This window comes from Streptomyces africanus, from assembly GCF_030816955.1.
Classification (GTDB): domain Bacteria; phylum Actinomycetota; class Actinomycetes; order Streptomycetales; family Streptomycetaceae; genus Streptomyces; species Streptomyces africanus.
In genome coordinates, this window is record NZ_JAUSYP010000001.1 from 3,055,834 (window position 1) to 3,079,306 (window position 23,473).

The following is a 23,473-nucleotide window of genomic DNA, read 5'->3' on the forward strand; positions in this document are numbered from 1 at the left end:
ATGAGGGCTCTGCACATCATCACCGGCCTCGGCGTCGGCGGGGCGGAACAGCAGTTGCGCCTGCTGCTGCGTCACCTGCCCGTCGACTGCGACGTCGTGACGCTCACCAACCCCGGTGCGGTCGCCGAGGGCCTCACGGCCGACGGCGTCCGTGTCACGCATCTCGGCATGGGCGGCAACCGTGACCTGGCCGCACTGCCGCGCCTGGTCCGGCTGATCCGCGCCGGCGGCTACGACCTGGTGCACACCCACCTGTACCGCGCCTGCGTCTACGGCCGGTTCGCCGCACGCGTGGCCGGGGTCCGGGCGATCGTCGCCACAGAACACTCCCTGGGCGACTCGCAGATGGAGGGCCGCAGGCTGACGGCAGGGGTGCGCGGGCTGTACCTCGCCAGCGAGCGGCTCGGTTCGGCGACGGTCGCCGTGTCCCCGACGGTGGCCGAGCGCCTGAAGCGCTGGGGCGTGCCCGCGCCCCGCATCGAGGTCGTCCCGAACGGCATCGACCTGGACCGCTTCCGCTTCGACCGGGAGCGGCGGGAGCACACCCGCCGGCGCCTCGGCCTGCCGGCGGACGCCTGGGTCGTGGGCGGTGTGGGCCGGCTCACCGCGGGGAAACGGTTCGACGTCCTCGTCCGCGCGCTCGCCCTGCTCCCGGACGACCACCGGCTGCTGCTGGTGGGCGGCGGCCCCGAGGAGCACGCCCTGCGGCGCACGGCCCACGAGGCCGGCGTGGCCGACCGCGTCGTGTTCACCGGCGAACGTCCCTACGTGCCCGACGGCTCGCCCGGCCCGGACCTGCCCTCGCTCACGTCGGCGATGGACCTGCTCGCGTCCCCGTCCACGGACGAGGCCTTCGGCCTGGCGGCCGTGGAGGCGCTGGCGGCCGGCCTGCCCGTGCTCTACGCCTCCTGTCCGGCCATCGAGGATGTGCGGCCGTCCGCCGCCGACGCCTGGCGTGTGCGCGGCGGCCCCGAGGCATACGCCCGCGCGATCGCCGAGGTCCGCGAGACCGGCGCCCGGCCGCGCACGGCCTCGGAGGTCGCCCACCACTACAGCATCACCCACTGCGCGGCCCGTCTGACGGACGTGTACGCGGCAGCGGTCTCCAGTTCACCGTCCCTCTCACCCCTGGGAGCCACCTCCTCATGACCGACACTCCGACCCGCCGGCGCCGCCTGTCCCTGGCTCGTCTCAAGGGACTTCCCCTGTGGTCCGTGCTCGCGGCCGGCACCCTCGCCGGGGGTCTGCTCGGCGGTGCGTACGGCTGGCTCACACCCTCCACGTACACGGCCACGAGCTACGTCATCGCCGTACCGACCGAGAAGTCCACGCCGGACGCCGCCCTCGGTTTCGCCCAGGCGTACGGCCGGGTCGCCACGCAGCTCGCGGTGCTCGGCGACGCGCAGGTGTATGCGGGCGTGCCGGTGCGCACTCTCCAGCGCAGCGTGCGCACGGCGACGTCGCCGGACGCACCGATGGTCGCCGTCTCGGCCACCTCCTCGCGCCCTGAGCTCGCCGTCGACATGGCCAACGCGGTCACCCGCGCGCTGGCCCGGCACGCCGAGGACAGCAGGGGCAACACCAATGTGCGGCTCGTGCCGTTCTCGCGGGCGGTGAAGCCGAGCGAGCCGACGTCCGCGTCACCGGCGGTGACCGGTCTGGTGGGCGCGAGCGCGGGCGGCCTGCTGAGCGGCCTGGCCCTGCTGGCACGGCCGAGGAGGTCCGGCCAGGACGACGATGCCGCCCCGGCCCCCTCGGTGCCCGGCCCGGCCGCCGCCGCCGATGTGCGCGGACAACGGTGACGACGGCGGGCCTGGCCGGACATGGCACCGGGGAGGGCGGTCCCGCTGGTGGGCGGGTGCTCTACCACCAGTCGAAGCGGAGACAGAGCCTTCCACCGAGCCACTCCTCCACCCAACTGCCCAAATCCAGCGGCGTGCAGTCCACCGGAGGCGGCGGTGGGGTGGGCGCGGTCGGTTGCGTGGGCGTGAGGGGCGGGGTCGCCTCGTCGGTGCGGCCGAAGAGGGCGGCGCGGTAGACATGGGCCGACGCCGGGTTGGCCCTGCACTGCCACACACCGTGCGGGCAGTAGTCGGTCAGCGTGTTGTAGAGCGGCCTGTGTTTCTCGATCCAGGCGAGCATCCTCCGCATGTACTCGGGATTGTCACCGTTACGGAAGAGCCCCCATTCCGGATAGGAAATGGGTTTGCCGTGAGCCTTCGCGAAGTCCACGTGGGCCTGCAACCCGTAGGGCTCTCGCACCTGCTGATCGAACGACATCCCGGTTGGCTGGTCATAGGAATCCATGCCAATGATGTCGACCGCGTCGTCGCCCGGATAGCATTTCGTCCAGGGAACGGCATCCTGGCCACGGCTCGGCGTGAAATCGAACCGAAACTTCTGGCCCGGCACGGAACGCATGGTGGTGACGATCCTGTTCCAGTACTTCTTCCAGGCCTCCGGGTCCGGACCGCAGCGATGGGTGTACGTGGTGCCGTTCATTTCCCAGCCGAGCACGAGAATGGCGTCAGGAACCTTCAGCTCCACCAGGCGCTCGGCGAGGACACGGAAGTGGTGATCGAACTCCCCGGCCGCGCCCTGCCGCAGCAGCCGCCGGACCTCGCTGTCCGAGACGCCCTCCTCGTTGCGCTCCTGCATGGGCACGTTGAGGACGAGCATCCGGTTGGGTTCCTTGTTGCGCCAGTGCGCCCACACGTTCAGGAAGTCGGCGGAACCCTCGATGTCGTGCCAGCGATGGCCCGGCAGATAGGTGTGGCCGGCGCGGAGCTCCGCACCGCCCAGCCAGCGGCTGAACAGTGGCATCCGTGCCACACCACGGGCATCGGAGTTGAGGAAGACGCCGAAGGCCGGGGTTTCCTCGCCCGGCACCGGCGTGGTGGCCCCCGTCGAGGGCAGGGGGACGGCCTCAGGTCTGAGGGCCGGGTGTGTGGCCACGGGCGCCGGCGGGGTCGGCGCCGGAGCCCGGGGATCGGCGGCTCGTGCCACCCCCACCCCCGTCGCGAGGCCGGCCACCAGGGCGGCCGAGGTGGCGACCGCTGCCACGCCCAAGGCCAGCCGACGGCTTCCGGCCCGCTTGTGCTGTGGGGCCATGCCTGCTCCTTTCTTCGCTCTCGTCCGGAGTGCTGCCGGGATTTTCGGTATTGACGGGCAATCATATGAAAGCCAGTCACAAAAAAACCCGCGGCGCCACTGCCGTTGCGGCTTCCGAGTGCTGATCTCGCCCGTGCGGGTGAGCCGATCGAAGAGAAAGAGAGAATTCGTGTCGCTGCTCGACACCCGTGTCCCCGCTGTTGTGCTGCGGATCGACCGGAACCCCTTTCACCACGGAACACTGGGGGCCGCGCGTTCGCTCGGCAGGGCGGGAGTGGAGGTACACGTCGTCGCTGATTCCGCGGGAAGTCCCGTCGGGGCGTCACGTTATGTACGCCAGATGCACCCCCCGCCACTCCCCGGAGCGTCCCCCGACGACATCCTGGCCGTGCTGCGCCACGTGGCCGACCGGATCGCCCGCCCCGCCGTCCTGGTGCCGATGGACGACGCGAGCGCGATCGCTGTGGGCCGGATGCGGGACGGGCTGGCGCCCTCCTACCTGCTGCCGGCGATGCCGGGCGGGCTGGCCGAACGCGTCGCCGACAAGGCGGAACTGGCCGCCGTGTGCGCGTCCACCGGGGTCCCGCACCCGACGACGCTGGTCCCGGACAGTCCGGCGGAGATCGCCGACGTCATGCGGCGGCTCGGGCTGCCGGTGGTGGCGAAGTGGAGCCGGCCCTGGCTGCTGCCCGTCGGCAGCGGGCTGCGCAGCACATCGCTGGTGCGGTCCGTGCAGCAGGCCCGAGAGCTGTTCCTGCGCAGCGAGGAAGCGGGCAGCCGACTGCTGCTCCAGGCGTACCTGCCACCGGGCCCGGACCGGGACTGGTTCTTCCACGGCTACTCCGACCCCTCGGGCACCGTGCGCGCGGGCGGGCCGGGCCGCAAGCAGCTGGCCTGGCCGCGAGGGGCGGGCCTGACCGCGGTCGGCTGCTGGACGCCCAACGCAGAGGTCCAGGCGCTGGCCGAGCGGCTCACCGACGAACTGGGCTACCGGGGCATCTTCGACCTCGACTTCCGCCGCTGCGGCACGACGGGCCGCTACCACCTGCTCGATTTCAACCCGCGCGCCGGCGCCCAGTTCCGGCTCTTCGAGGACAGCGCGGGGCTGGACGTCGTGCGGGCCCTCCACCTGGACCTGACGGGCCGTCCACTGCCGGACGGGGTCCCGAAGACCGGACGGACGTTCGTGGTGGAGAACTATGCGCCGCTGGCCGCGCTGCGTGCGGCGCCGGGCGGGCGCGAACTGGCGTGGTACGCCGCGGACGACCGCTCCCCCGGACGGGCCATGTGGGCCCTGTGGTGCCGGCATGTGTCCCGCCGGCTGCGTGAGCGGCTGGGCACGCCGGCAGCGCCGGTGGCGGCGCAGACGCCACGGACGATCCCCCGGGCGGCCTCGCCCTCCCTGACCGACAACGAGAAAGCGAGCAGTTGATGGTGTACGACCTTGTGGTAGTGGGCGCAGGCCCCTACGGCCTGTCGATCGCTTCCCACGCCGCGGCAGCCGGGCTGAACCTGCGCGTGTTCGGCCGACCCATGGCGTCCTGGCGGGACAACATGCCCCGCGGCATGTTCCTGAAGTCGGAACCGTGGGCGTCCAACCTCTCGGACCCGGACGGGCGGTGGCGTCTTGACGTCTACTGTGCCGAACAGGGACTTACGGCGCGTCACGCGAAGCCGATCGCCGTCGAGGCCTTCGCGCAGTACGGCCTGTGGTTCGCGCGCCATGCCGTGCCGGAGGTCGACGAACGCATGGTGACCCGTGTGGCGGCCGGGCCGGGCGGTTTCACAGCGGTCACCGAGGACGGAGAGGAGGTGCATGCGCGGACGGTGGCACTGGCGGTCGGTGTGATGCCGTTCGTCGAGGTACCGCAGACGCTGCGCGGACTGCACCCCGCGCTGGTGTCGCACAGCAGCCACCACAGCGACCTCGACCGCTTCCGCGACAAGGACGTCACGGTGATCGGTGGCGGCCAGGCCGCCCTGGAGACCGCGGCGCTGCTCGCCGAGCAGGGCACGCGCGTACGGGTGCTGGCGCGGGCGGAACAACTGCGGTGGAACGATGTGCCGCCGCCCTGGGAGCGCCCCTGGTGGCAGTCCGCCCGCTCCCCCCACAGTGGCCTCGGCCCCGGCTGGCGGAACTGGTTCTACGCGGAGCGCCCCAACCTCTTCCGTCGTCTGCCGGAGCCGACCCGGGCACGCATCGCGACCACGGCGCTGGGACCGGCGGGCGCCTGGTGGGTGCGGGACCGGGTGGAGGGTGTCGTGGAGCTGCTGCCGGGCCATGAGGTCAGGGCCGCCAGTGCGGTACCGGGCGGGGTACGGCTGGACACCGTGAGCCGCACGGGTGCCCTGCGCAGCCTGGAGACCGAACACGTCATCGCCGCGACGGGGTTCCGGGCCCGCTGCGACCGGCTCGGACTGCTCGCCCCCGAGTTGCGCGGCGCACTGGCGGCACTGCCCGACGGCTCCCCGGCGGTCGGGCACAGCTTCGAGTCCTCCCGCCCCGGCCTGTTCATCGCGGGCCTGCTGACGGCGTCTGGCTTCGGCCCGGCCATGCGTTTCGTCCAGGGCGCGTCCTTCACGTCGTCGACACTCGTCCGAGGAGTGCGCCGCAGGCTCAGGGCGATGCCGGCGAGCGGAACCGTCCCCGCGCCGGTGAACAGCAGCCGGAGCGAGTCGCCGTCGCCGGTACGCCCCTGACGGGAGACGCGCGGTGGACCAGGGGCCGCTGATGGCGACAGAGCCGTCGGCGGCCCGCCCTTGTGCCGGGAGGGCGCTCGAGGGATGTGGGGAGATGGGACGGCTGACACCCCCCGGAGCATGGTCGACCGGGGGGTGCGGGAGATTCTGTCCTGGGAGGCCAGTGGTCTTGCGCCGGGACGATGAAGAAGTGGCGGGGCGGCGCCGGTATCAGTACGCCCCGGGCGTGGCGGGCGGCGCCGATCGAGGCGCGCTGCCGTTCCGGCCCGTGCGGCGTGTGCTCCCCGGACCGGCTAGGGCTGCCGCAGGTGGCGGCAGGCGCCGGTCCGGGGCGCGGATGCCGGACGGGTCGCGTCCGGCGCCCGGAACCAGCTACCGGGACCAGGTGGTGCGGCCGCGGCGGTACAGCAGCACCCCGCCGGCCATCAGGACAGCGCTGGCGGCCGAAGCGGCCACCAGTGCCTCACTGCCGGTTTCGGCCAGCTGGGGCAGCGAGCCGGTCTTCTCTTCCGGGGTGGAGGGCGTCTCGCTCTCCTTCTTGGGCGAGGGCGGGGAATCCGGGGAATCCGGCGTCTTCTCGTCGTGCGGGACGGTACGGTCCTTGGCCGGGGGCGTCCGGTCCTGCTCCTCGCCCGGCTTCGAGGTGTCGTCGTCCTCGTTGCCGTAGCCGCCGCCGTACGCATGGTTGGAGCAGGAGTTCTCGGTCGCCTCGTTGAACACCCCGCCGACGGTGTTGCCGCACACGTTCAACGGCGCATCGATCGGCACCTGCACGATGTTCCCGGACCCCAGGCCGTAGGAACCCTTCGCGACCGCTGACGTCTCCGCGCCGTAGCCCTTCGACTTGTGCGAGGTGTTGCTGCAGGCGTTGCCGAACGATTCGTTGAGCGCCGCGAGCGCCCCGACGGTGTTGCCGCACAGGTTGATCGGCACGTCAACCGGCACCTGCACGGTGTTCCCGGACAGCGCGCCATAGGAATCCTTCGTCACTCCCGACGCCTCGGAGTCAGCGAGGGCGGGGCTGCCGTACAGGGACAGAATCCCCGTGGCGGCGGCCGCCGCGAACGCTCCCTTACTCAGGGTCTGTCGCATTGCAGTTGTCCTCCTGCTTGAAAAATCGGGGCAGCCGGTACTCGGAGCGGAGACCCGCGTCCGAGCCCGGCGGTGAGGCGGCATGAACGGTCACAGCGCTGCACAGGAACAGGACGTTTCAATGCGGGCCCGTGCCAAAGGAGCAGAAGCGGCGGCCGCCGCGACGATCATTGCCGCCTTGAGCACTACGCGTTCCTTTCTCGTAGCGCCGCATGCTCTACTGCCTCATCAACCCGGTGCAGAAGAATTGGTTCCGCAGGTTCACCCGGTTGGCCCGCGTGGCATGGCGAAGGGTCGCTGCCGTATTCAGCCCCGGTGCCGGTCTGCCTGTTCGATGGCCTTGGCGAGGTCGCGCACCGCCCCGTCCTGCGTGGTCCGGGCCAACGCGCGAGCACGGTCGGCGAGTTCCGCCAGGGGAACCGGGGCTCCGGGGAGGCGGTGGTGGCGGCCGTCGCCCGAGCGGAGGGCGTCGGCGAAGTAGGCCGCCACCGCGGTGACCTGGAAGCGGCTGGGGGCGGCACGCAGGGAGTCGTGGAGGGTATCGGTCTCGAGGTCGCCGGACTCCTCGTGAGGGTCGCGGGTCTCCGGGTCGAGCCAGCGGACGGTGGCGGTGGCCAGGTGGCCCTCGGCGCCCGGCTCGGTGCGGACGGCGTACAGGGCGGTGACGGTGTGGCCGGGGCCGACCTCGCCGCCGTCGACGCGGTCGTCGCGGAAGTCCTCGTCGGCGACCCGGCGGTTGTCGTAGCCGACCAGGCGGAACTCCTCGACGGTCTCGGGGTCGAAGGCGACCTGGGCCTTGGCGTCGCGGGCGGTGAGGTCGATGTTGCGCGGGAGTTCCTCACAGAAGACCTTGCGCGCCTCGTCGGTGCCGGACACGTACACGGTGTGGCCGTCGCCCTTGTCGGCGAGGCGTTCCATCAGGGCGTCGCCGTAGTCGCTGCCGACGCCGACGCCGAAGAGGGTGATGCCGTGCTCTCGGCGTTCGCCGGAGATCCGCTCCAGGATCGTGTCGGCGTCGGTGTCTCCGGTGTTGGCGAGGGCGTCGGAGACGAGGACGACCCGGTTGGTCGCGCCCTCGCGCAGGCCCTCGACCGCCGTCTCGTAGCCGGTCTCGACGCCCGCGCCGAGGTTGGTGGAGTCCCGGGTGTCCAGCTCGGAGATGACGTCGTGGATCTCGTCGCGGTTGCCGTCGAGGCGGGTCATGGGCAGGGCGGTCTCGGCCTCGTCGCTGAAGGTGACGATCGCGACGGAGTCGTCGTCGCGCAGCCGGTCCGTCATCACCGCGAGGGACTCCTGGGCGAGGTCTAGGCGGCCCGCTTCGGCCATGGAGCCGGAGATGTCGATGACGAAGGTGAGGGCGGCGGGCGGGCGTTCGCCGGTGCGTGCCGTGGTGCGGGTGGCCAGGCCCACGCGGACCAGGGACCAGTCCTCGTCGTCGGTGCGGGCGCCGTCGACGGTGACCGAGAAGCCGTCGCCGTCGGGGCGTTCGTAGTCCTGACGGAAGCTGTTGACGAACTCCTCGGGGCGGACCGTCGACGGGTCGGGGAGCCGGCCGTCGGCGAGGGCGCGGCGGGCGTAGTCGTAGGAGGCGGTGTCGACGTCGAGGGCGAAGGTGGAGAGGTGGTCGGGATCCTCGCGGCGGTCGTCCCGCTCGCGTGTGCCGTCGCCGTCCTGGTGTCCGTGGGCGGGCGCGGGCAGGCCTGACAGGTCACGGTCGGAGGCCCGGCTGCCGTCGTCGGTGCTTCCGCCGCACGCGGTGAGCAGCAGTCCGCCGGCCGCCGTGAGGGCGAGCAGCGCTTTTCGTGTCCGGAACCGCTCCATCGTCCGTACCCCCTGCATCGGTTGGCGTCGCCTTCTTGCGACTGTGACGGCGCAGGGGGCCGGAACGTGCGGTACGGAGCGTTGCGGAAGCGTCTCGAAGCGGCCACGGAGACGGCCCGTCGAGACCGGTGGGTGATCCTCCGTTGACCTAGGAGACGACGTCCTTGCGGGCGAAACCGCGGAAGGCCAGGGCGAACAGCACGAGCGCGTACGTTACGGAAATCGACGTGCCCTGGATCATGTCCGTCCACTGCAACCGGGGTTGGACGGCGTCGAGCCAGGCGTACTGCCAGTGCGCGGGCAGGAAGTGCCGCCAGTCGCCGAGGGCCGTCACCTCGTCCAGGACGCTGCCGATGATGGTCAGGAACACCGCGCCGCCGACCGCGCCGAGCGGTGCGTCCGTCCGGGTCGACAGCCAGAACGCGAGGGCCGCGGTGACCAGTTGGGACACCATGATGTACACGACGACGATCAGCAGGCGCTGGGCCGCGGTGCCGGTGGGCAGGGTGCCGCCGGTGGGCAGCTGGAGCGGGCCCCAGCCGTAGGCGGCCGTGCCGACGACCAGGGCGACGATCGGGAGCAGCACCAGCGCGGCCAGGCTCAGGCTGAGTCCGACGGCGAGCTTGGACCACAGCAGCCGGGCCCGGGGCACGGGGGCCGCGAGCAGGTAGCGCAAGGAAGACCAGCTCGCCTCCGAGGCGACCGTGTCGCCGCAGAACAGGGCGACGGGGATGACGAGGAGGAAGCCGGCGCCGGAGAAGAGGTTGACGGCGGCGAAGTTGGCCCCGGACGCCGTCGCCGTGTCCATGAGGTTCACGCGGTTGTTGTTGCCGCCCGGGTCGCCGCCGACCTGGAAGGCGATGAGCAGGATGAGCGGCAGGGCGAACAGGACACCGCCCATGACCATCGTGCGGCGTCGCTTCAGCTGCCGGACCAGCTCGACGCGGAAGGGCAGGGTGCGGCCCGCGCGGTAGCCGTCGGCGACCTCGACGGGCTCGGCCCGGTCGGCGAGCTTGCTCATGCTTCGGCTCCGATCAGGGTGAGGAAGGCGTCCTCCAGGCGGCGGTGCGGGCCGACCGACCGCACGGGCACGTCCAGCCGTACGAGTTCGGCGACCAGGCGCTGCGGGGTGCCGTCGGCGTCGAGCTGGACCAGGAGGCCCTCGTCGAAGGGCACGGCCGAGGCGACGCCCGGCAGGGCGGCGACCTTCTCGACGACGGGCCCGTCGACGGGCGTTGCCGTGCCCACCAGGAGGGTGTCGCCCGAGCCGACGATGTCCTCGACCGGGCCCGCCTGGACGAGCTGTCCGTGGTCCATCACGACCAGGTGGGTGCAGGTCTGCTCGACCTCCGCGAGGAGGTGGCTGGAGACGATGACCGTGCACCCCGCGGCGGCGTAGCGGATCATCACCTCGCGCATCTCGCGGATCTGGGGCGGGTCGAGGCCGTTGGTCGGTTCGTCGAGGATGAGCAGGTCCGGCATGCCGAGCATGGCCTGCGCGATGGCCAGGCGCTGGCGCATGCCCTGCGAGTAGGTGCGCACCGCGCGGGCGAGCGCGTCGCCGAGGCCCGCGATCTCCAGGGCCTCCTCCATGTGCGCGTCCTCGGCGGGGCGGCCTGTGGCGCGCCAGTACAGCTCCAGGTTCTCGCGGCCGGACAGGTGCGGCAGGAAGCCCGCGCCCTCGACGAAGGCGCCGACCCGGGACAGGACCGGGGCGCCCGGGCTGATGGCGTGTCCGAAGACGCGGATCTCGCCGCCGTCCGGCTTGATCAGGCCCATCAGCATGCGCAGGGTCGTGGTCTTGCCGGCGCCGTTCGGGCCGAGCAGGCCGAGGACCTGGCCCTTCTCCACACGGAACGACAGGTCCTTGACGGCGTACCGGTCGGAGGACTTGGCGTACCGCTTGGTCAGGTCCGTGATCTGGAGCGGCACGTCGGCCAGCTCGGGGTCCGGCGGGGCGGGTGCGGCCGTGCGGCGGCGTCCCGTGATGATCAGCGCCAGGGCGATCGCGGCGCCGGCGCCCGGCATCCACCACACCCAGGCGGGCAGCGGGCCCTGCGCGTTGCTCTCGCCGAGCGCCGACGGGACCTTCAAGTCGCCCTTGAGGGAGACGGTGTACGTGGCCGGGGTCGCCGGGGAGGCGTAGCCGAGGTCCGTGGAGGCGAGGACCAGGCGCAGCCGGTGGCCGTCCTCGACCTCGTGGTCGATCGCCGGGAGGGTGACGGTGACGTCCTTGCCCGCCTTGGCGCCCTCGACCCTGATGGGCGTGACCAGCTGGGAGGGCAGCACCGGCTGGGTGCGGCCGGGGCCGACGTCGTAGACCTTGGCGAAGAGCACGGCGTCGTCGCTGGTGGACTTCACGTGGACGGTGGCCGTCGGGGAGCCGGTGATCTGGACGTCGTCCCGGAACGGGGCCGACTCGAACGCGGCGAACTGGCCGGGGAAGTCCAGGGAGACCCCGACGCCGAGCGAGGACAGCCGGCTGAGGCCGCCCGCGCCGCCGAGGCCGGGCAGGGCGGAGACGCCGGGCGGGCTGGCGCCGGGCGGGTTGTCGAAGCTCTGCTCGCGGCCGGCCAGGGCGATGGAGCGCTGCTTGCTCTCCAGGCCGGGGTAGCGGTCCGAGGTCACGCCGGTCAGCCGGGGTTCACCGTCGCCGGAGCCGAGGCCGAGGGTGCGGGTGACGCGGAAGGCGGGGCCGGTGTCGACGCCCTTGTCGTCCTTGAGGTAGCGGTCGAACCAGCTCCGCACGCGGCCCTGGACGCGGCTCGTCTCCATGTCGCCGCCGTCGTGGCCGCCGGCGATCCAGTCGACGTCGACGGGGGCGCCAGTGCCGCGGATCGTCTTCGCTGCCTGGTCGGCCTGTCCGAGCGGGAAGAGGGAGTCGGACTGGCCCTGCATGAGCAGGGTCGGCACCTTGACGCGGTTGCCGACCGCGGAGGGCGAACGCTCGTCGAGCATCTTGCGGGCCTCGGCGTCCGGTTTGCCCGACTCGGCGACCCGCTCGTACATCCGGCACAGCGCGGGCTCGAACCGCTCGCAGCCGCCGCCGGAGTTGACGAAGATGCCGGCCCACAGCTTCTTGAACACGCCGTTCGGGAACAGCGCGTCGGCGAGGTTCCAGTACGTGATGGCCGGGGCGATGGCGTCCACCCGGTCGTCGTGCCCCGCCGTGAGCAGGGCGATCGCGCCGCCGTAGGAGCCACCGGCCATGCCCACGCGGGGGTCGCCGGGCTTGTCGAGTTCGACCTGGGGCTGCTTCGCGAGCCAGTCGATGAGTTTCGAGACGTCGGCGACCTCGCCCTTGGGGTCGTTCAGCCCGATCTTCCCTTTGGACTTACCGAAACCACGCGCCGACCAGGTCAGGACCGCGTAGCCGTCTCTGGCGAGATCCTCGGCCTGCTGCCGTACGTCGTTCTTGCTGCCGCCGAAACCGTGGCCGAGCAGGACGGCGGGGCGGCGGCGGTCTCCTCCGGAGGTGAAGAACGAGGTGTCTATCCGCACGCCGTCCGCTGTGTCGAGGAGCCGGTCGGTGCGGTGGACCGGGGCGGTCTCGTCGTCGGCGACGGCCGTCCACGTGCCTGCGCCGGCGAGCACGACGACGGCGGCCCCGGCGGCGAGGAGCCGCCGGGGCCTCCGCAGCAGCCCGTTCAGCCCGGGCAGTCGAAGATCCATGCGTCAACGGTACGGCGTCAACCTGTCGATGAGTTGTCGACCAGAGACCGAAGTGCAAGGCCTTCCAGGGGTGTACACGGAGTTTTCGGCGTACTGCGGGTGGTGTACGGCGTCGAGCTCGGGTGTGTTGTGAGCGAAACCCTCAGTGGTTGCGTGGGAAGCCCAGGTCCACGCCCGCCGGGGCGTCGGCCGGGTCCGGCCAGCGGGTGGTGACGACCTTGCCCCGGGTGTAGAAGTGCGTGCCGTCGTTGCCGTAGATGTGGTGGTCGCCGAAGAGCGAGTCCTTCCAGCCGCCGAAGGAGTGGTAGCCCACGGGGACCGGGATCGGGACGTTGACGCCGACCATGCCGGCCTCGACCTCCAGCTGGAAGCGGCGGGCCGCGCCGCCGTCCCGGGTGAAGATCGCGGTGCCGTTGCCGAACGGCGAGGCGTTGATCAGGTCCAGGGCCTCCTCGTAGGTCTCCGTGCGCAGCACGCACAGGACCGGGCCGAAGATCTCGTCCCGGTAGGCCTTCGCACTCGTCGGCACCTTGTCGAGGAGCGAGATGCCGATCCAGTGGCCGTTCTCGAAGCCGTCGACGGAGTAGCCGGTGCCGTCGAGAACCACCTCGGCACCCTCCGCCGCCGCGCCCTCGACGTAGGAGGCCACCTTGTCGCGGTGGACCTTGGTGATCAGCGGGCCCATCTCGGAGGTGGGGTCGTTGCCGGGGCCGATCTTGATCTTCTCGGCGCGCTCCCGGATCTTCTCCACCAGTTCGTCGCCGACCGCGCCGACCGCGACGACCGCCGAGATGGCCATGCAGCGCTCGCCCGCCGAGCCGTAGGCGGCGGACACGGCGGCGTCGGCCGCCGCGTCGAGGTCGGCGTCGGGGAGGACCAGCATGTGGTTCTTGGCGCCGCCGAGCGCCTGGACGCGCTTGCCGTTGGCGGAGGCAGTGGTATGGATGTAGCGGGCGATCGGGGTCGAGCCGACGAACGACACCGCCTTCACGTCCGGGTGTTCGAGCAGCCGGTCGACGGCCACCTTGTCACCGTGGACGACGTTGAAGACGCCGTCCGGCAGGCCGGCCTCGGCGAGCAGCTCGGCGAGCTTGACCGACGCCGACGGGTCCTTCTCGGACGGCTTCAGCACGAACGTGTTGCCGCACGCGATGGCGAGCGGGAACATCCACATCGGCACCATCGCCGGGAAGTTGAACGGCGTGATGCCGGCGACGACGCCGAGCGGCTGGCGGATGGAGGAGACGTCGACGCGGCTCGCCACCTGCGTCGACAGCTCGCCCTTGAGCTGGACGGTGATGCCGCAGGCCAGGTCTACGATCTCCAGGCCGCGGGCGACCTCGCCGAGGGCGTCGCTGTGCACCTTGCCGTGCTCGGCGGTGATCAGCTCGGCGATCGCGTCGCGGTTGGCGTCGAGCAGCGCGCGGAACTTGAAGAGGATGGACGTGCGCTGGGCCAGGGAGGACTGGCCCCAGGTCGCGAAGGCCTCCTTGGCGGCGGCCACCGCCGCGTCCACCTCGTCGACCGAGGCGAACGCGACCTTCGTCGTCACCTCGCCGGTCGCCGGGTCGGTCACCGGCCCGTGTGTGCCCGAGGCGCCTTCGACGGTCTTGCCGCCGATCCAGTGGTTGACGATCTTCGTCATGGCCGGGAACTCCTTCACAGATGGCGGCGTCGGGTGGAGACGTGCCGTTCGTACAGCTCGCGTGCCTTGACCGCGGACGGCCGTGTCGCGGTCTCGGCCACGGGTACATCCCACCAGGCCTGCGCGGGAGGCGCGCCCGACACTGTGTCTGCCGTTTGGGTCTCCACGTAGACACATGTGGGAGTGTCGGCGGCCCGGGCCTCGGCGAGCGCCGCTCCGAGGTCCCGCACGGTCTTCGCGCGCAGCACGCGCATGCCGAGGCTGGCCGCGTTGGCGGCGAGGTCGACCGGCAGCGGCGGCCCCGTGTACGTGCCGTCCTCGGACGGGAAGCGGTAGGCGGTGCCGAACCGCTCGCCGCCCACCGACTCGGACAGCCCGCCGATGGACGCGTAGCCGTGGTTCTGGATGATCAGGACCTTGATCGCGATGCCCTCCTGCACGGCCGTCACGATCTCCGTCGGCATCATCAGGTACGTGCCGTCGCCGACCAGCGCCCACACGGGCCGGTCGGGGGCGGCCATCTTCACGCCGATGGCGGCCGGGATCTCGTAGCCCATGCAGGAGTAGCCGTACTCCAGGTGGTACTGGTCGCGGGACCGGGTCCGCCACAGTTTGTGCAGGTCGCCGGGGAGGGAACCGGCGGCGTTGATGAGGATGTCCGACTCGTCGACCAGGGCGTCCAGGACGCCGAGGACCTGCGGCTGGGTCGGGCGGGTGTCCGGCTCGTCCACCTCGTAGCAGGCGTCGACGCGCTGCTCCCAGCGCTCCTTGTCCTCGGTGTACTCGGTGGCGTACAGCGGCGCGACCCGGTGGCCGTGCATCTCCAGCCGCTCGGTCAGCTCCTCCAGGCCGGTGCGGGCGTCCGCGATCAGGGGGTGCCCGGCGAGCTTGTGGCCGTCGAAGGAGGCGATGTTGAGGTTGAGGAACCGGACGTTCTCGCCGGTGAAGAGGGTGCCGGAGGCGGTGGTGAAGTCGGTGTAGCGGGTGCCCACGCCGATCACCAGGTCGGCGGTGCGGGCGAGTTCGTCCGCCGTGGCCGTGCCGGTGTGGCCGATGCCGCCGACGTCCTGGGGGTGGTCGTGGCGCAGGGAGCCCTTGCCGGCCTGGGTGGAGGCGACCGGGATGCCGGTGGTATCGGCGAACTCGGCGAGCGCCTCCTCGGCGCGGCTGTGGTGGACACCGCCGCCGGCGACGACCAGGGGCCGCTTCGCCGCACGGATGATCCTTACCGCCTCGGCGAGCTCCGCCGGGTCGGCGCCGGGACGCCGTACGGTCCAGACGCGCTCGGCGAAGAACTCCTCGGGCCAGTCGTACGCCTCCGCCTGCACGTCCTGGGGCAGTGCGAGGGTGACGGCGCCGGTCTCGACGGGGTCGGTGAGCACGCGCATCGCGTTCAGCGCCGACGGGATCAGGGCCTCCGGGCGCGTGATCCGGTCGAAGTACTTCGACACCGGGCGCAGGCAGTCGTTGACCGACACGTCGCCCGCGTACGGGACCTCCAGTTGCTGGAGGACCGGGTCGGCGGGGCGGGTGGCGAAGATGTCGCCGGGCAGGAGCAGCACCGGCAGGTGGTTGATGGTCGCCAGGGCGGCGCCCGTGACGAGGTTGGTGGCGCCCGGGCCGATGGAGGTCGTGACCGCGTGCGTGGACAGGCGGCCCGACTGGCGCGCGTAACCGACCGCGGCGTGCACCATGGCCTGTTCGTTGCGGCCCTGGTGGTACGGCATCGCGTCGGTGTGTTCCAGGAGCGCCTGGCCGATGCCGGCGACGTTGCCGTGGCCGAAGATGCCCCAGGTGGCGCCGATGAGCCGCTGCCGTACGCCGTCGCGTTCGGTGTACTGGGCGGACAGGAAGCGTACGAGCGCCTGAGCGACCGTCAGCCTCGTCGTCGAGGTCATCGGTTTCCCCTCCCTATGGATGGTCACGGGTACGCAGTGGCCGCCGCGGGTGTTCACCACCGGGAGCGAGCACGCAGGCCTCCGGCACGTCACGGCGAGAGTGCGTGCCGGGCGTCGCAGGGCAGGCGGGACTTGGCGGACACGCCCTGGCGTGGGGGACCTCCGGCGCGGGGCCGTAGCGGGCGGGGAGTTGTCGCTCGCACTTCGCTCCTGCCAAAGCAAAGCGGCCTCCCGCGCCGGAGGCGATCTGGGCCCGGGCGTCACGGACACCCGGGAGGGGCGGCACGATCCGCACGCCGGTCGTGGTGCCCTGGGGGATGTACGGCTCACTGCTCATGAAGCGGCCCTCACAGCAGTCCTACGGCGGTGTCCACGGCGGCGGCCACATCGCCGTCCGCCGGGTAGAGCAGCGAACGCCCGACCACCAGCCCGCGCACGGTGGGCAGTTGGAGAGCGCCGCGCCACTTCTCGTACGCCCCGTCCTGATCGTCGCCCACCTCGCCGCCCAGCAGTACGGCCGGCAGCGTGGAGGCGGCCATGACCTCGGCCATGTCGTCGGGGTTGTCGGTGACCGGCACCTTCAGCCAGGTGTAGGCCGAGCTGCCGCCCAGGCCCGAGGCGATGGCGATCGACCGGGTGACGGCCTCGGCGGACAGGTCGTTGCGCAGCCGGCCCGTCTCGTCGCGGCGGGAGATGAACGGCTCGACGAAGACAGGGAGCCGGCGGGCCGCCATGTCGTCGATGGCGCGGGCGGTGGACTCCAGCGTGGTGAGGGAGCCCGGGTCGTCATAGTCGATGCGCAGGAGCAGCTTGCCCGCGTCGAAGCCGAGGCGCTCGATGTCCTCGGGGCGGTGGCCGGTGAAGCGGTCGTCGAGTTCGAAGCGCGCGCCCTGGAGGCCGCCGCGGTTCATCGAGCCCAGGACGACCTTGCCGTCGAGGGCGCCGAGCAGGAGCAGGTCGTCGAGGATGTCGGCGGTGGCGAGGACGCCGTCCACGCCCGGGCGGGACAGCGCCAGGCAGAGGCGTTCGAGGAGGTCGGCGCGGTTGGCCATGGCCAGGCTGCGGCCGCCGACGCCGAGGGCGCCGCGGGCCGGGTGGTCGGCGGCGACGATCATCAGCCGGCCGTTGTCGTTCAGCAGGGGCCGGCGGGTGCGGCGGGCGGCGGCCTCGGCGATCGCCTCCGGGCGGTGGCTGCGCAGGCGGACGAGTTCGCAGACGTCGACGGTCACTGGACGGCCCCCGCGGTGACGGCCGCCTCGATCTCGTCCGGAGTGGGCATCGCGGAGGAGCACTCCAGGCGGGAGGCGACGATGGCGCCGGCGGCGTTGGCGTGCCGCATGGTCTTCTCCAGGTCCCAGCCGGCCAGGAGGCCGTGGACGAGACAGCCGCCGAAGGCGTCTCCGGCGCCGAGGCCGTTGAGGACGTTCACGGGCAGCGGCGGGACCTCGGCGGTGACGCCGTCGCGGTGGACGGCGAGGACGCCCTTCGGGCCCTGCTTGACGACGGCGAGCTCGACACCGGCGTCCAGGAGGGCCCGGGCGGCGGCGTGCGGCTCGCGTACGCCCGTGGCGACCTCCACCTCGTCGAGGTTGCCGACGGCGACGGTGGTGTGGCGCAGGGCCTCCTCGTAGAAGGGGCGGGCCGCGTCGGGGTTCGTCCAGAACATCGGGCGCCAGTCGAGGTCGAAGACCGTCGTGCCGGACTTGGCGCGGTGGGCGAGGGCCGCGAGCGTCGCCGTACGGCTCGGTTCCTCGCTCAGGCCCGTGCCCGTGACCCAGAAGACGCGAGCGTCACGGATGGCGTCCAGGTCGAGCTCGTGGGCGTCGATCTCCAGGTCGGGGGCCTTGGGCTGCCGGTAGAAGTACAGCGGGAAGTCGTCCGGCGGGAAGACCTCGCAGAACGTGACCGGGGTGGGCAGGCCGGGGACCGGGGTGACCCAGCGGTCGTCCACGCCGAAGCCCTTCAGGGCCTCGTGCAGGTACGTGCCGAAGGGGTCGTCGCCGGTGCGGGTGATCACCGCCGTGCGCCGCCCCAGGCGGGCCGCGGCGACCGCGACGTTCGTGGCCGAGCCACCGAGGAACTTGCCGAAGGAGGTGACCTGCGGCAGCGGGACACCCGTCTGGAGCGGATACAGATCCACTCCGATGCGCCCCATGGTGATCAGGTCGTACGCCATCGGCTTCCCCTCGGTGTCGGCTCTCCCCGGCTTTGTAGTCCCCTTCCCGAAGCCCTGTCAATGTTTTGTCCGGACATTCGGACCAGATCATGACAGCGCTTTCCGATGTCGTGCGCGTGTGTCCGCTGTGCGCGCCCCTCGGTTCTCCAGTCTTCGCCTGATGCCGCGTCAAGGCACCCCGCCGGAGCTCGGGCGAATCCGTGTGCCCCGGTTGTGTCACAAACGCCCTCTTCCTGTCACAGGTGTCCCGTGTCCGCGGCCCTTCCGTCACACCCGGCGCACAGGCCCTGCCCTGTGTCACGGGAGCGTCGTTGACCGGACACAGGCTTGTTGATCGCCAGCGCAGCGCCCGGCTCCCGACGGTCGTCCCGGCCGCCGCCGTGGTGCGCGCGGGGAGGTGCACCTCATGACCGACCGAAGGCTCTGGTCGTACAAGGAGATCGCGGCACACATCCGGGTGCAGCCGGACACCGTGCGCTCCTACCGCAAGCACGGCCTGCTGCCCCCGCCCGACCACCTCGAGAACGGCAAGCCCTACTGGTACGCCGACACCGTCCGGGCCTGGGTGGCGTCCCGGCCCGGCAACCGCGCCCGAAGAACCGACTGAGCCTCTCGGCCCGACCCCGTGCCCCACCGCCGCACGGGGCACGGCTGTGCCCGGGGGAGGATCAGCGCCACGGCTCGATGACCGTCGCACCCGCCGGGGACGCCGTCCCCATCGCCGCCAGGGCGGGCGGGGCCTCGTCGAGCGGGATCGTGGACGTCACCAGCAGGTCGGGGCGCAGGACGCCGCCGCGGACCAGCTCCAGCATCGGCGCGTAGCCGTGCGCTGCCATGCCGTGGCTGCCGAGGAGTTCCAGCTCCAGGGCTATCACGCGGGTCATGGGCACGGGTGTCGCGCCGGTCGGCGAGGGCAGCAGGCCGACCTGGACGTGCCGGCCGCGGCGGCGCAGGCCGTTCACGGAGGCGGCGCAGGTGGCGGGGGAACCGAGGGCGTCCAGCGAGAGATGGGCGCCGCCGCCGGTGAGGTCACGGACCGCCGCCGCGGGGTCCGGCACGGCCGACGCGTCCAGGCACTGCACCGCCCCGAACTTCCGCGCCAGGTCCAGCGCCCGGGCCGACACGTCGACGGCCACGACCTGCGCGCCCGACGCCGCCGCGATCATCACCGCGGAGAGACCGACCCCGCCGCAGCCGTGCACCGCGACCCACTCCCCCGCCGCGGCCCGGCCCTGCCGCACCACCGCCCGGTACGCCGTGGCGAACCGGCAGCCGAGGGAGGCCGCCGTCGCGAAGGACAGTTCCCCGGGGAGCGCCACGAGGTTGACGTCGGCGTGGTCCAGGGCCACGTACTGGGCGAAGGAGCCCCAGTGCGAGAAGCCGGGCTGCGTCTGCCGCTCGCACACCTGGTGGTCGCCCGCCGCGCAGGACGGGCAAGTGCCGCAGGCGCAGATGAACGGCACGGTGACCCGGTCGCCGGGCCGCCAGCGGGTCACCCGGTCGCCCACCGTCTCGACGACCCCGGCGAGTTCATGCCCCGGCACATGCGGCAGCGTGATGTCCGGGTCGTGGCCCTGCCAGCCGTGCCAGTCGCTGCGGCACAGCCCCGTGGCCTCGACCCGCACGACGACCCCGTGCTCCGCGGGCTCCGGATCGGCGACGTCCCGCACCTCGGCCGGCTCCCCGTACCGCTCGAACACAACGGCCCGCATGATCTACCCGCCTTCCGTTCGTGCCCGGGGGCGGCGCCGGTTGTCCTCGCGCCCCCCGAGCAGTCAGCGTCTCGGGGAACGCTAGCCCGTGCCGTGCGGGCCGTGCCGTCCGGGCCCATGCGGTACGGACCTGTGCGGTACGGACCTGCGCTTCAGCCCGGGGCTCCGACCTTGTCCCGGGCCGGTTCCTCCGGTGCTCCGGCCGGTTCCGGGCCGGACTCGCTCAGGCCGAAACGCTCGTGGAAGCGGCGCAGGGGGCCCGGGGCCCACCAGGTGGCGCGGCCGGTGAGGCGCATGACCGCGGGGACCAGGAGGCTGCGGACGATCATCGCGTCCATCAGGACCGCCAGGGCGATGCCCAGGCCGAGCATCTTGGTGTTGGTGACCCGGGACGTACCGATCGCGACCATGACCACGGCCAGGATGACCGCCGCCGCCGTGATCAGCCCGCCGGTGCGCTTCAGGCCGTGGCGGACGGCCCGGTCGTGGTCGCCGGTGCGGTCGTACTCCTCCTTGATGCGCGAGAGCAGGAACACGCCGTAGTCCATGGACAGGCCGAACGCCCACGCAGAACATCAGGACCGGGAGGGTCGTCTCGATGGAGCCGGGACTGGTGAAGCCGAGCAGGCCGGAGAGATGGCCGTCCTGGAAGATCCAGACGACCGCGCCGAACATGGCCGTCAGACTGAGCGCGTTGAGGACGACCGCCTGGATCGGTATGAGCACGCTGCCCGTGAGGAGGAAGACCAGGAGCAGCGTGACGATCGTGATGAAGACGGCCGCGAGCGGCAGGCTTTCCCCTATGGCGTCCTTGGAGTCGACCAGGACGGCCGCCGTGCCGGTCACCTTGGTGTCGAAGGGGGCCCGGACTTCGCGCAGGTCGCCGACGAGGCGCTGGGCCGGGCCGTCGACCGCCTCGCCCTTCGGCAGCACCGTGAAGTACGCCGAGTCGCCCTTCACCAGCGGTCCGTCGACCCGCAGCACCTCGGGCAGTCCGGCGATCCGCTCCTTGTAGGCGCCGTACTGCGCCTCGGTCGCGCGGCCCTCGGCGAGCACTTCCAGACCGCCGCCGGGGCTGCCCGGGAAGCCGTCCCGGATGTGCTGCTGCACGACATGGGACTCGGACGTCGAGGGCAGCTGGCGGTCGTCGGCGGTGCCGAACCTGACGCCGAGGAAGGGCAGTCCGAGCAGGACGAGGACGGCTGTCGTGCCCAGGGCGAAGAACGGGGCGCGGCGCATGACGAGCGACGCCGAGCGCGCCCAGGCCCTGCCCTCCTCCTCGGCGGGCTTCGGCCGGCGTCCGCGCCGGAACACGCGGCGCAGGTCGAGGGAGTTGACCCGGTGCCCCAGCAGCGTCAGCGCCGCCGGGAGCAGGATCAGCGCGGCGGCCGCGGCCAGCAGCACCACGGCGATCCCGGCGTAGGCGAAGGACCGCAGGAAGTACTGCGGGAAGACCAGCATGGCCGCCAGGGACACCGCGACCGTGAGGGCGGAGAACAGCACCGTGCGGCCGGCGGTGCGCAGCGTCGTGCCGATCGCGGTCAGGGGCTCGGCGCCGGTGGACAGTTCCTCACGGAAGCGGCGGACGATGAACAGCGCGTAGTCGACGGCGAGGCCGAGACCGAGGGCCGTGGTGAGGTTGATCGCGAACACGGACACGTCGGTGAGCTCGGTGAGGCCGCGCAGGATCGCGTTCGTCCCGAGGATGGCGACGATGCCGATGCCGAGCGGCAGCAGGGCCGCGACGGCACTGCCGAAGACCATCACCAGCAGCACGAGCGTCACCGGCAGGGCGATGAGCTCGGCCCGGGTCAGGTCCTCCTGGATGATCGTCTGCATCTCGTGCCGCACGGCGACCGGGCCGCCGACGGTGACCTCCACCGCGCCGTGCGCGCCGCGGTAGTGGGGCGCGATGCGCTCCAAGGTCTCCCCGGCGGTCTTCTCGTCGCCCGTGATGCGGGCGGCGATCAGCGCCTCATGACCGTCCTCGGCACGCAGGGCCGGGGTGCCGGACTGCCAGTAGGAGCCGACGCCGGTGACGCCCCGCTCGCCGGCCAGTCGCTCGGCGAGAGCCTTCGCTCGGGCTGCGACGGCCGGGGCGTCGACCGAGGCGTCGCCCGCGTCGACCAGGAGCAGCAGGTTGGGCTGGGAGCCGGGGAACTCGCGCTCCAGGGCCTTGGTCGCGTACGTGGACTCGGCGGCCGGGTCCTCCCAGCCGCCGGCACCGAGCCGGTCGGCGACACCGCTGCCGGCCAGCACCGCGAGCGTGGTGAGCACCAGCGCCACCAGCAGCGACAGCCTGGGCCGGGAGGTCACCAAGCGGGTCCAGCGGCCGATGCGTGGTGGGGTTCCGGCGCGCGTTGATGTTCCGGCGCGTGGTGGTGTGTTGACTTCGGTCATCGTGCGGTGTCCCCTTCACCGGTGACCCGTGTCCAGGCGCAGCCTGACAGCACGGGGCTGCCATAGACTGGCAAACACGAGAGATCGCTCGCATTTCTGCCCCCAGAATGCGAGTGGGCACTCGTGTTTGTCAATCGCGTGCTGAGACCTGGGGATAACGCGTGCCCGAGAAGACCGAGAAACCCGGAACCGAGAAGCCCGGAACGGAGACGACGGCGGCGGCCGAGGACCGGCCGCGCCGCCGTCAGGCGCGCGGCGAGCGCCGGATCGCCCAGCTCCTCGACGCCGCCGCCACCGTCTTCTCCACGACGGGCTACACGGCCGCCAGCACCAACGCCATCGCCCGCGAGGCGGGCGTCTCACCGGGGACGCTGTACCAGTTCTTCCCGAACAAGGAAGCGATCGCGATCGAGCTGGGCAGCCGGCTCATGCACGAGATGCGGCAGTCCTACGACGAGGTCCTCGCCCCGATCGACCCCGCGGCGACCCCGATCGAGGAGGTGGTCGCCGGGACCGTCGACCGCTTCATCGAGTTCAACTGCCGCCACCCGGCCTTCTTCGCACTGATGCACGGACCCGACATCCCGGGACGCATCGCCGAGGAGCACGACGCACTGCACCGCACGCTGGCCACCCGGGTGGAGACGATTCTCGCCCCGTTCGTGCCCGGCGTCCCCGCTTCCGAGATCACCCGCACGGCCCAGATGTGCGTCGGCATCTACAAGGCGGGCCTGGAGCTGGTCCTGGCCCACGAGGGCGCCGAACGCGAGGCGTACGTCCAGGAGCTGAAGACCGCCCTCCTGCGCTACCTGGGGCCGCTGACCGGGGCGTCGTGAGCTGATACCCCCTAGGGGTACAGTTGGATATGCGGACCCCAAGGGTCCCCATCGCCCCACACGCCTCGACGAGGAGTAACGAGATGACCGCCCAGACCGACACCACGGGCCCCGTCACCACCGTCTACAAGGTGAGCGGCATGAGCTGCGGACACTGCGAGGGCGCCGTCTCCGGCGAGATCTCCCAGATCTCCGGCGTCAGTTCGGTGACGGCCGTCGCCTCGACCGGCGAGGTCACCGTCGTCTCCGCCGCCCCTCTCGACGACGCGGCCGTGCGCGCGGCCGTCGACGAAGCCGGTTTTGAGCTGGCCGGGAAGGCCTGACCGGTCCCGAGAGCCGAGACGCACAGGTCTGAGACACCCCGGCCCTGGCACTCGTACCGACGTACGGGCCGTACGCCGCCGGCCCCC

The 23,473-nt window shown here is 72.0% G+C and carries 17 protein-coding genes and 2 pseudogenes; 7 read left to right on the plus strand and 12 right to left on the minus strand.

From position 1 onward, the window contains the following. The gene (locus QF034_RS14080; protein WP_307175282.1) at positions 1-1,149 is read left to right on the plus strand and encodes a glycosyltransferase; all 1,149 of its coding nucleotides are present in this window, start codon (positions 1-3) and stop codon (positions 1,147-1,149) included. Further along, positions 1,146-1,802 carry a YveK family protein gene (locus QF034_RS14085; RefSeq protein ID WP_307175283.1) on the plus strand — a complete coding sequence of 219 codons (657 nt, stop codon included), beginning with the start codon at positions 1,146-1,148 and terminating at the stop codon, positions 1,800-1,802. The genes QF034_RS14080 and QF034_RS14085 overlap by 4 nt, the downstream gene beginning before the upstream one ends. Before the next feature lie 61 nt (positions 1,803-1,863). On the opposite strand, the gene QF034_RS14090 is transcribed toward QF034_RS14085, so the two are convergent. Continuing rightward, a complete protein-coding gene (locus tag QF034_RS14090) occupies positions 1,864-3,111 on the minus strand; it encodes a glycoside hydrolase family 26 protein (protein ID WP_307175284.1) in 1,248 nt (415 codons plus the stop codon). Positions 3,112-3,280: 169 nt separating this feature from the next. Between QF034_RS14090 and QF034_RS14095 the strand changes: the two genes are divergently transcribed. Further along, the gene (locus QF034_RS14095) at positions 3,281-4,543 is read left to right on the plus strand and encodes a carboxylate--amine ligase (protein ID WP_307175285.1); all 1,263 of its coding nucleotides are present in this window, start codon (positions 3,281-3,283) and stop codon (positions 4,541-4,543) included. After that, positions 4,543-5,811: an NAD(P)-binding domain-containing protein gene (locus QF034_RS14100; RefSeq protein ID WP_307175286.1), complete on the plus strand. Its 1,269-nt coding sequence runs from the start codon at positions 4,543-4,545 to the stop codon at positions 5,809-5,811. Before QF034_RS14095 ends, QF034_RS14100 begins: the two co-directional genes overlap by 1 nt. A 372-nt stretch (positions 5,812-6,183) precedes the next feature. On the opposite strand, the gene QF034_RS14105 is transcribed toward QF034_RS14100, so the two are convergent. The 9 genes and pseudogenes from QF034_RS14105 to iolC form a co-directional block, all read right to left on the minus strand. Then, a complete protein-coding gene (locus tag QF034_RS14105; protein WP_307175287.1) occupies positions 6,184-6,903 on the minus strand; it encodes a chaplin in 720 nt (239 codons plus the stop codon). Between the two features lie 306 nt (positions 6,904-7,209). Further along, a complete protein-coding gene (locus QF034_RS14110; protein ID WP_307175288.1) occupies positions 7,210-8,724 on the minus strand; it encodes a vWA domain-containing protein in 1,515 nt (504 codons plus the stop codon). 148 nt (positions 8,725-8,872) lie between these two features. Beyond that, positions 8,873-9,745, minus strand: coding sequence for an ABC transporter permease (locus QF034_RS14115; RefSeq protein WP_307175289.1), 873 nt, complete (start codon positions 9,743-9,745; stop codon positions 8,873-8,875). Further along, the gene (locus QF034_RS14120; protein ID WP_307175290.1) at positions 9,742-12,396 is read right to left on the minus strand and encodes a CocE/NonD family hydrolase; all 2,655 of its coding nucleotides are present in this window, start codon (positions 12,394-12,396) and stop codon (positions 9,742-9,744) included. The genes QF034_RS14115 and QF034_RS14120 overlap by 4 nt, the downstream gene beginning before the upstream one ends. Before the next feature lie 142 nt (positions 12,397-12,538). Next, positions 12,539-14,041 (minus strand): CoA-acylating methylmalonate-semialdehyde dehydrogenase, encoded by a 1,503-nt coding sequence (gene mmsA, locus QF034_RS14125; protein ID WP_307175291.1) that lies wholly within the window; start codon positions 14,039-14,041, stop codon positions 12,539-12,541. A 14-nt stretch (positions 14,042-14,055) separates the two neighbouring features. Further along, positions 14,056-15,939: a 3D-(3,5/4)-trihydroxycyclohexane-1,2-dione acylhydrolase (decyclizing) gene (iolD, locus tag QF034_RS14130; RefSeq protein ID WP_307175292.1), complete on the minus strand. Its 1,884-nt coding sequence runs from the start codon at positions 15,937-15,939 to the stop codon at positions 14,056-14,058. 154 nt (positions 15,940-16,093) lie between these two features. Beyond that, positions 16,094-16,204, minus strand: a pseudogene (locus QF034_RS14135) (5-deoxy-glucuronate isomerase); the annotation flags it as partial. An 82-nt stretch (positions 16,205-16,286) separates the two neighbouring features. Then, a complete protein-coding gene (locus tag QF034_RS14140) occupies positions 16,287-17,168 on the minus strand; it encodes a Cgl0159 family (beta/alpha)8-fold protein (protein WP_307175293.1) in 882 nt (293 codons plus the stop codon). Then, positions 17,165-18,115: a 5-dehydro-2-deoxygluconokinase gene (iolC, locus tag QF034_RS14145; RefSeq protein WP_307175294.1), complete on the minus strand. Its 951-nt coding sequence runs from the start codon at positions 18,113-18,115 to the stop codon at positions 17,165-17,167. Before iolC ends, QF034_RS14140 begins: the two co-directional genes overlap by 4 nt. A 406-nt stretch (positions 18,116-18,521) precedes the next feature. On the opposite strand from iolC, the gene QF034_RS14150 reads away from it, so the two are divergent. Continuing rightward, the gene (locus tag QF034_RS14150) at positions 18,522-18,722 is read left to right on the plus strand and encodes a helix-turn-helix transcriptional regulator (protein WP_307175295.1); all 201 of its coding nucleotides are present in this window, start codon (positions 18,522-18,524) and stop codon (positions 18,720-18,722) included. A gap of 61 nt (positions 18,723-18,783) precedes the next feature. Here QF034_RS14150 and QF034_RS14155 read toward each other — a convergent pair whose 3' ends face one another. Then, the gene (locus QF034_RS14155; RefSeq protein WP_307175296.1) at positions 18,784-19,827 is read right to left on the minus strand and encodes a zinc-dependent alcohol dehydrogenase family protein; all 1,044 of its coding nucleotides are present in this window, start codon (positions 19,825-19,827) and stop codon (positions 18,784-18,786) included. Positions 19,828-19,979: 152 nt separating this feature from the next. Further along, a pseudogene (locus tag QF034_RS14160) lies at positions 19,980-22,227 on the minus strand (MMPL family transporter). A 161-nt stretch (positions 22,228-22,388) separates the two neighbouring features. On the opposite strand from QF034_RS14160, the gene QF034_RS14165 reads away from it, so the two are divergent. Together QF034_RS14165 and QF034_RS14170 are read left to right on the plus strand one after the other, a co-directional pair. Beyond that, positions 22,389-23,063: a TetR/AcrR family transcriptional regulator gene (locus tag QF034_RS14165; RefSeq protein ID WP_370880797.1), complete on the plus strand. Its 675-nt coding sequence runs from the start codon at positions 22,389-22,391 to the stop codon at positions 23,061-23,063. An 83-nt stretch (positions 23,064-23,146) separates the two neighbouring features. Further along, the gene (locus QF034_RS14170; protein ID WP_307175297.1) at positions 23,147-23,386 is read left to right on the plus strand and encodes a heavy-metal-associated domain-containing protein; all 240 of its coding nucleotides are present in this window, start codon (positions 23,147-23,149) and stop codon (positions 23,384-23,386) included. Positions 23,387-23,473 lie beyond the last annotated feature (87 nt).

What these genes read in the sequence shown, in the direction of transcription:
- QF034_RS14080 (WP_307175282.1), top strand. Translation starts at nt 1, where the DNA reads ATGAGGGCTCTGCACATCATCACCGGCCTCGGCGTCGGCGGGGCGGAA.
- QF034_RS14085 (WP_307175283.1), top strand. Translation starts at nt 1,146, where the DNA reads ATGACCGACACTCCGACCCGCCGGCGCCGCCTGTCCCTGGCTCGTCTC.
- QF034_RS14090 (WP_307175284.1), bottom strand. Translation starts at nt 3,111, where the DNA reads ATGGCCCCACAGCACAAGCGGGCCGGAAGCCGTCGGCTGGCCTTGGGC.
- QF034_RS14100 (WP_307175286.1), top strand. Translation starts at nt 4,543, where the DNA reads ATGGTGTACGACCTTGTGGTAGTGGGCGCAGGCCCCTACGGCCTGTCG.
- QF034_RS14105 (WP_307175287.1), bottom strand. Translation starts at nt 6,903, where the DNA reads ATGCGACAGACCCTGAGTAAGGGAGCGTTCGCGGCGGCCGCCGCCACG.
- QF034_RS14110 (WP_307175288.1), bottom strand. Translation starts at nt 8,724, where the DNA reads ATGGAGCGGTTCCGGACACGAAAAGCGCTGCTCGCCCTCACGGCGGCC.
- QF034_RS14115 (WP_307175289.1), bottom strand. Translation starts at nt 9,745, where the DNA reads ATGAGCAAGCTCGCCGACCGGGCCGAGCCCGTCGAGGTCGCCGACGGC.
- QF034_RS14120 (WP_307175290.1), bottom strand. Translation starts at nt 12,396, where the DNA reads ATGGATCTTCGACTGCCCGGGCTGAACGGGCTGCTGCGGAGGCCCCGG.
- mmsA (WP_307175291.1), bottom strand. Translation starts at nt 14,041, where the DNA reads ATGACGAAGATCGTCAACCACTGGATCGGCGGCAAGACCGTCGAAGGC.
- iolD (WP_307175292.1), bottom strand. Translation starts at nt 15,939, where the DNA reads ATGACCTCGACGACGAGGCTGACGGTCGCTCAGGCGCTCGTACGCTTC.
- iolC (WP_307175294.1), bottom strand. Translation starts at nt 18,115, where the DNA reads ATGGCGTACGACCTGATCACCATGGGGCGCATCGGAGTGGATCTGTAT.
- QF034_RS14150 (WP_307175295.1), top strand. Translation starts at nt 18,522, where the DNA reads ATGACCGACCGAAGGCTCTGGTCGTACAAGGAGATCGCGGCACACATC.
- QF034_RS14155 (WP_307175296.1), bottom strand. Translation starts at nt 19,827, where the DNA reads ATGCGGGCCGTTGTGTTCGAGCGGTACGGGGAGCCGGCCGAGGTGCGG.
- QF034_RS14170 (WP_307175297.1), top strand. Translation starts at nt 23,147, where the DNA reads ATGACCGCCCAGACCGACACCACGGGCCCCGTCACCACCGTCTACAAG.